Annotated in this window: 6 protein-coding genes; all 6 read right to left on the bottom strand. The window is 61.2% G+C overall.

Annotated features, from left to right (window positions below):
- Positions 1 to 513, bottom strand: a 513-nt coding sequence (locus AC1D1P_RS11960; protein WP_477673124.1) for a Fe2+-dependent dioxygenase, incomplete at its 3' end; no start/stop codon positions are given.
- A gap of 85 nt (positions 514 to 598) precedes the next feature.
- Positions 599 to 2,905 (bottom strand): TonB-dependent receptor, encoded by a 2,307-nt coding sequence (locus tag AC1D1P_RS11955; protein ID WP_477671008.1) that lies wholly within the window; start codon positions 2,903 to 2,905, stop codon positions 599 to 601.
- 333 nt (positions 2,906 to 3,238) lie between these two features.
- Positions 3,239 to 3,715 (bottom strand): bacterioferritin, encoded by a 477-nt coding sequence (gene bfr, locus AC1D1P_RS11950; RefSeq protein ID WP_457278807.1) that lies wholly within the window; start codon positions 3,713 to 3,715, stop codon positions 3,239 to 3,241.
- A gap of 140 nt (positions 3,716 to 3,855) precedes the next feature.
- Complete coding sequence (locus AC1D1P_RS11945; RefSeq protein ID WP_477671007.1) at positions 3,856 to 4,629, bottom strand: ferredoxin--NADP reductase; 774 nt, start codon at positions 4,627 to 4,629, stop codon at positions 3,856 to 3,858.
- A 427-nt stretch (positions 4,630 to 5,056) separates the two neighbouring features.
- On the bottom strand, positions 5,057 to 5,266 hold the full coding sequence (locus AC1D1P_RS11940) for a hypothetical protein (RefSeq protein WP_477671006.1): 210 nt from the start codon (positions 5,264 to 5,266) through the stop codon (positions 5,057 to 5,059).
- Positions 5,263 to 6,103, bottom strand: an 841-nt coding sequence (locus AC1D1P_RS11935) for a PepSY-associated TM helix domain-containing protein (protein ID WP_477673123.1), incomplete at its 5' end; no start/stop codon positions are given. The genes AC1D1P_RS11935 and AC1D1P_RS11940, both read right to left, overlap by 4 nt.

Raw genomic sequence — 6,103 nt, 5'->3', positions numbered from 1 at the left:
CAGCCGTTCACCGCGCGTGACAGGCTCCACGCGGTGCACCGATGTGCCCGGGTACATGACCAGGTCGCCCGCCTCGAACTTGATGCGTTGCTCGCCGTAGGTGTCTTGCACGACCAGTTCGCCGCCGTCATAGCTGGCCGGATCGCTCAGGAACAGTGTGCAGGAAATATCGGTGCGCACGTGCCGTGCTGTGGCGGCATGCGTGCGTACCGCGTTGTCAATGTGGTTGCCGAAGTTGTTGGCGTCGCCGCCGTAGCGGTTAAAGAGGGGCGGATAGACCGATTTGGGCAGCGCCCCGGTCACGAACATCGGATTACGGGCCAGCGCCACCGACACGATGTGGCGCGCCTGCTGGGCGGCGGGCAGCTCTTCTGGCAGCTGCAGGTTGTTCTTGACGGTGCCGCTCTGGCTGCCGGCGGTGATGCGGCCGTCGGCCCAATCGGCGCCCAGGATCAGCTGGCGGACCTGCGCGAGTTCGTCCGGCTTGAGGGCTTGTTGAATGCGAAGCAGCATGGTGGGGCTTCCCGAAAGGCGACTGAAAAAAAATGGGCACCCGGAGTATCCCCCAGGTGCCCAACCTTGAAAACGTTCTTTTGAATCAGAACTTGCTGGTGAGCGTTACGCGCACGCTGCGTGCGTCGCCGGGCGCCACAAAGCCGCGGTACAACGTGTTGTAGTACACCTTGTCAAACAGGTTGTCGATGTTCAGCTTGACGGTGTTTTTTTCATTGATGCGGTATTCCACCAGCGCGTCGGCCTTCACGTAGCCCGGCACCCGGTTGGTGGCCGTGACGGCATTGGCCGGCTTGTTGGTGCTGACGGCGGTGAAGCCGCCGCCGATACGCCACTTGTCGCCGATGCGGTAGGTGGTGAACAGGTTGGCCTGGCGGCTTGGGCTCAGCCCCGGGTTTTGTCCGATCTCGGCGGTGGCGCCGGTCTTGTCGATTCTCGCCGTCAGGAAACCGATGCCCGCAAAGACATCCCACTGGGGCGTGATGCGGCCGGCGACCTCAAATTCCAGCGCATCGGTGTGCCGCTTGCCGGACAACAGGTAAGAGTTGGTGCTCGTGTCGATGTCGGTGTTGCGCTCGTTGTACTTCTCTGTGCGGGCCAGGGCTGCGCGCAGTGACAGGTCACCGCCGTAGAGCTCCCACTTGGCGCCAATTTCCATGTTGCGGCTGCTCTCGGGCGGCGTGTTGGCAGAGTTMGGGTCGAACTGATACAGGTCGCCGGAGGTATTGAACGACGTGCCATAGGCGGCGTAGTAGCTGACCTCATCGGTCGGCTGATATATCACGCCCAGCCGTTTGCTCAGCAGGCTGTCGGATCTGGCGAGCGTCCCGTTGTTGGGTGGTATGCCGGTGGGCCGTTGGTAGTCGGCCTTGAAGTTGTCCACGCGCAGGCCGGCAACCAGTTTCCAGTACTGCGTGAGGTCAATCGTGTCCTGCATGTACAGGCCCAGCGTAGTGGCCTTGAATGCCGTTTCCAGCCTCTGCGTGTAATTGCCCCCGATGCCGGTGCTGATGGGATTGCCCACAGTGGTGGTCGGCTTGGCCCCCGTCAGGAGGGGGTAGCTGAGGCGGTCAGAATTTTCCACGGCGTACTCGGCGCCGATCAGCAGGCTGTTCTTGCGGCCAAACCACTGAGTGGTCGTGAGGTAGTCGGTTTGCAGGAATGTGTGGTGTTCGTTGCCCGCCTTGGCATTGCCGGCGCTGGTGGCGCCGCGGCTCACCACCGTGTTGGCGTTCAGGTTGGCCAGGGTTGTGCCGGCGGCAAAGCTGGCCTGCGTGGCGCGAAGCGTGCGTGAGTAGTAGCCGTCGCGCACCGTGGTTTTCAGGCTGCTGCCGTCGGTCCATCGGTGGGTATGGCTCAGTGTGACAGCGTCGGCCTTGTCGTTCTGGAAGTCGGTGTTGAGGCCATACCAATATTTGTCGGTGCCTGGTGCAGGGCGGCTGTTAAACCACGCAAAGCCCCAGTCGGGCTTGTCGTTGTAGTGCAGGTGGTAGTAGCTGATTTCAAATTCGTTCGCTGTGCCGATGCCGAAGCGGTAGTCCAGGGCCAGGCCGCGGCGATGGGTGGAGGCGCTGGCATTTTCGCCGCGGCCATCGCCATCGGTGGCCATGGCGTTGATGCGCAAAGCTGCGTCGTCGTCGAGTTTGAAATTGAAGTCGCCCTGGTAGCGCTGATAGCCTTTGGTGCCGACGGTGGCGTTCACTTCGTGCTCGGTGATCAGGCGGGCTTGCTTGCTGACCTGGTTGATCACGCCGCCGGTGGAACCGCGGCCAAACAGCATGGAGGCCGCGCCGCGAAGCACTTCCACGCGCTCGGTGTTGAAGTTGTCGCGGTTGTACTGCGCAATGTCGCGCATGCCGTCGGTGTAGATGTCGCCCGCCGCGCTGAAGCCGCGAATGCGGATGTTGTCGCCGACCCGGCCGCCTTCGCCGGCTTCAAAGGTGATGCCGACGACGTTTTCGAGTGCGCTCTTGAAGCTGTCCTTGCCCTGGTCATGCATCAGCTTTTCGTTGACGACCGTCAGCGACTGGGGAACGTCCTTGGCCGGCACGGGCATCTTGCCGACACTGGTAATGCCGCTCTGGTAGGTCTGGCTGGCGCGATCGCGTGTGCCTGTCACCGTGACGGGGGCCAGGCTTCTGCCTTCAACAGGTGTTGCAGAGGTGGACGACGTAGCGGTCGTGGTGCCGGTGCTGGGCGTCGGGGTGATGCTCTGGGCCCAGCCCGACACCGAAACAGCCAGCATGAGCGCGCCAAGCGGGAGCAGTGTTTTGTCGGAAGATGCGGCAGGATTGGCAACCGGGCCGGCAAACGGCGTGAAGTTGTCGGCGCCCATGGTGCGGTTTTTTTTGTTGCGCGCAGGGCGTGCGGCGCGAGCGGAAGGGTATGCCAAGATGGCCTCCAAGCAGGGTCCTGCCTTGCAGGCGGTGGACCGGGTTCAGGAAAAAGCTTGGCTGGCTCGGAATGCCCAGGGGCGCGAGTTGGCTGGCTCGTAAAGTTCGCTCGAAGTGTATATCAAATGATAATGATTCGTAATCTGATGTGTCTGAATGTTGCGGGAATAGGGACGAAAACGGTGGTTGTGTGGCAAAAAGGCCAAATTTAGGGGGCGACAAAAAGGGCTTTGAAAACCAGGAGCGGTCAGCGTTGGCGCAAACAAAAAAACGGGGCCTGTGCCCCGTCTGTTTTGTGCCAGGTATGTCACCGGGCTATTTCAAGACCACATTCAGCTCAGCTCGCCCATCTGGCTTTGCAGGTAGTTTTGCAGGCCAACCTTGCCAAGCAGTTCAATCTGTGTTTCCAGGAAGTCGATGTGCTCTTCGGTGTCATCGAGGATCTCCTGCAGCAGGTCGCGCGAGACATAGTCGCGTACGCTTTCGCAGTGGGCAATGCCATCCTTGATCGTGGCCTGTGCACCGGTTTCGGCTTTCAGGTCGCAGTTCAGGGCTTCTGGAACATCCTCGCCGATCATCAGCTTGCCCAGGTCCTGCAGGTTGGGCAGGCCATCGAGCATGAAGATGCGGTCCATCAACTTGTCGGCGTGCTTCATTTCGCCGATGGACTCTTCGTATTCCTTCTTGGCCAGCTTGTCCAGGCCCCAGTGCTTGTACATGCGGTAGTGCAAAAAGTACTGGTTGATGGCCGTCAGCTCGTTCTTCAGCTGCGCCTGCAGGTGAGCGATGACTTTTGCGTCGCCTTTCATGGAAATTCCTTATCGTTGTGTAGTGCGGATCGCCCATTGTCACTGGCCGCACGCCGTAACTCAAGCATTCCCCTGCGCGGGCGGTCTGGTTGCGTTTGATTGTGAGAAACGTTCGCATTGCAAACGTTTCCCGTTGTCAGTCAGCGCTCGGCAAATGCGCGTTCCACCACGAAGTGGCCGGCTCGCTGCATGTTGCCTTCCTCAAAGCCGCGCTCTTCCAGCATGGCCTTGATGTCGCGCAGCATGTCGGGGCTGCCGCACAGCATCAGGCGGTCGTTCCCGATAGAGATCGCCGGCAAGCCCAGGTCGCTATACAGCTTGCCTGACTGCATGAGCTCGGTGATGCGGCCTTCGTTGCGAAAGCGCTCGCGCGTCACGGTGGGGTAATACATCAGGCGTCCGCGCACCAGCTCGCCCAGGAACTCATGCTCGTGCAGCTCGTGCTCGATCAGCTCACGGTAGGCGAGCTCGGCGCTGGTACGGCAACCGTGCACCACCACCACGCGCTCAAACCGCTCGTAAGTGTCGGGATCCTTGATCAGAGAGAGAAAGGGCGCCAGACCGGTGCCGGTGGCCAGCAGCCACAGCGTGCCGCCGGGCAGCAGGTTTTGCAACAACAGCGTGCCGGTGGGCTTGCGGCCGACCAGAATGTCGTCGCCCGGCTTCAAGTGCTGCAGYCGCGAAGTCAGCGGGCCGTCCGGCACCTTGATGCTGAAAAACTCCAGCTGGTCTTCATGGTTGGCGCTGGCCACACTGTAGGCGCGCAGCAGCGGTTTGCCGTCCACGGGCAGGCCGATCATGGTGAACTGGCCGTTGACGAAGCGAAAGCCCGAATCGCGCGTGGCGGTGAAGCTAAATAGTGAGTCGGTCCAGTGGTGGACGGAAATAATGCGTTCTGTGTTGAAGGCGCTCATGAGAGAAAAAGAAGAGAAGAGGAAAGAAATGGGGGACGAGAAAGGGCTTTGGGTGATGCAAGGGACTCACCACGCATCCCTTCAGGTCGCGCCCTCAGATCGTGCGTGAGCAAGCCTGAATTTTATAGCCTGGGCGGGCCTGCCGCCGGTGATGGCTATAGACGCCACACCGGCGCCAAGGTCAGGCACACCACCATCGCACTTCGAGCGGTGACAGAACTCAAGCGCCAGGCAGCCGCACCTGGGCAAGCGTGGCCAGTGAGGGTTCTTTTGGATTGCTATTAAATCAGGAGCTGCTTGCGCCCGTTTTATAAGGGTTTCTGGCACTTTTAGCATGAAATTTTGGTGTTCTTGTGCTTCGCTTCAAAGTGCTGCCAGATTAACTGTACATATCGCGCCAGAACAAAAAAACCAATCACCCGCCCATTCAGCGTTTGCGCGGCCCTCCGGGCACCCACGAGAACCAGGCCATCACAGCCACGGGCACGCCCAACCCCAGCCAGCACCACCAGTCGCCCCAGCCGTCAGACACCAGCGCGGTCAGCAGGCCGGTGGTGCTGAGCATGCCCAGCACGAGGGGCCAGCGCCACAGGCGCCAGAAAGCGGAGCCCTTCGCGGGATCGGCCTTTGCGCTCACGCGGCACCGCCAGTCGTTTCATGGCGTGCGGCATGCGGCGCTGGTGCTTGCCCTGCCGGTGCTGTTTTTTCCGGCTTCGCGGCTTTGGCCGGATTGCGCCGTCCAAGCCACAGGTAAAGGCCGCTGCCCAGCACGATGATGGTCGCGATGTCCAGCAGGGCCCAGAGGATTTGCATCGGCATGCCGCCGTAGTCGCCGAAGTGCAGCGGCTGCGATACGAGCAGCGCGGTCAGGTACCAGGGAAGCGGCGGGCTGGCTGTGAGTTTGTTGGTGCCTGCGTCCACCAGCACGGGCTTGAGCAGCCGCGAGTTGAAGGGCTCATTGCCGCGCAGGAACACCGTGTAGTGGTGCGGGCTTGAAAACGACGTACCCGGAAAAGCGATAAAGGCCATCTTCATTTCAGGCGCCAGCGCGGTCGCTGATGAAGCTGCCTGCTGCACCGAGGCCAGGCGTGCCGGCGGTTTTTGCCCTTGGTAAGGCGCCAGCAGCGAACTCAACTGGTCGTACTGCCAGTACTTGATCAACAGGTCGGCCCAGGTGTTGATCATGCCCGTGGCGCCCACGGTGAAGGCCCACACCAGCGTCACGATGCCCAGCAGGTTGTGCAGGTCCAGCCAGCGGGCGCGCGGGCGGGTCTGCCGCACCGTGCCGAAGTCCAGCTTGCGCATGAAGGGCGCATACAGCACCACACCCGAGACAATTGCCACCAGCAGCAAGAGCCCCATGAAGCCCAGAAAGAGCTTGCCCGCGAGTCCGGCAAAGAGGTCAACGTGCAGTTTGAACATCACGTACATAAAGCCTTCGTCGAAGCTGGGCTGGGCCAGCACAGCTGCTGTT

This window comes from Polaromonas sp. P1_E1_2, from assembly GCF_056406035.1.
The sequence above is the reverse complement of the archived record's forward strand: the minus strand, read 5'-3'. Positions and strand labels throughout refer to the sequence as shown.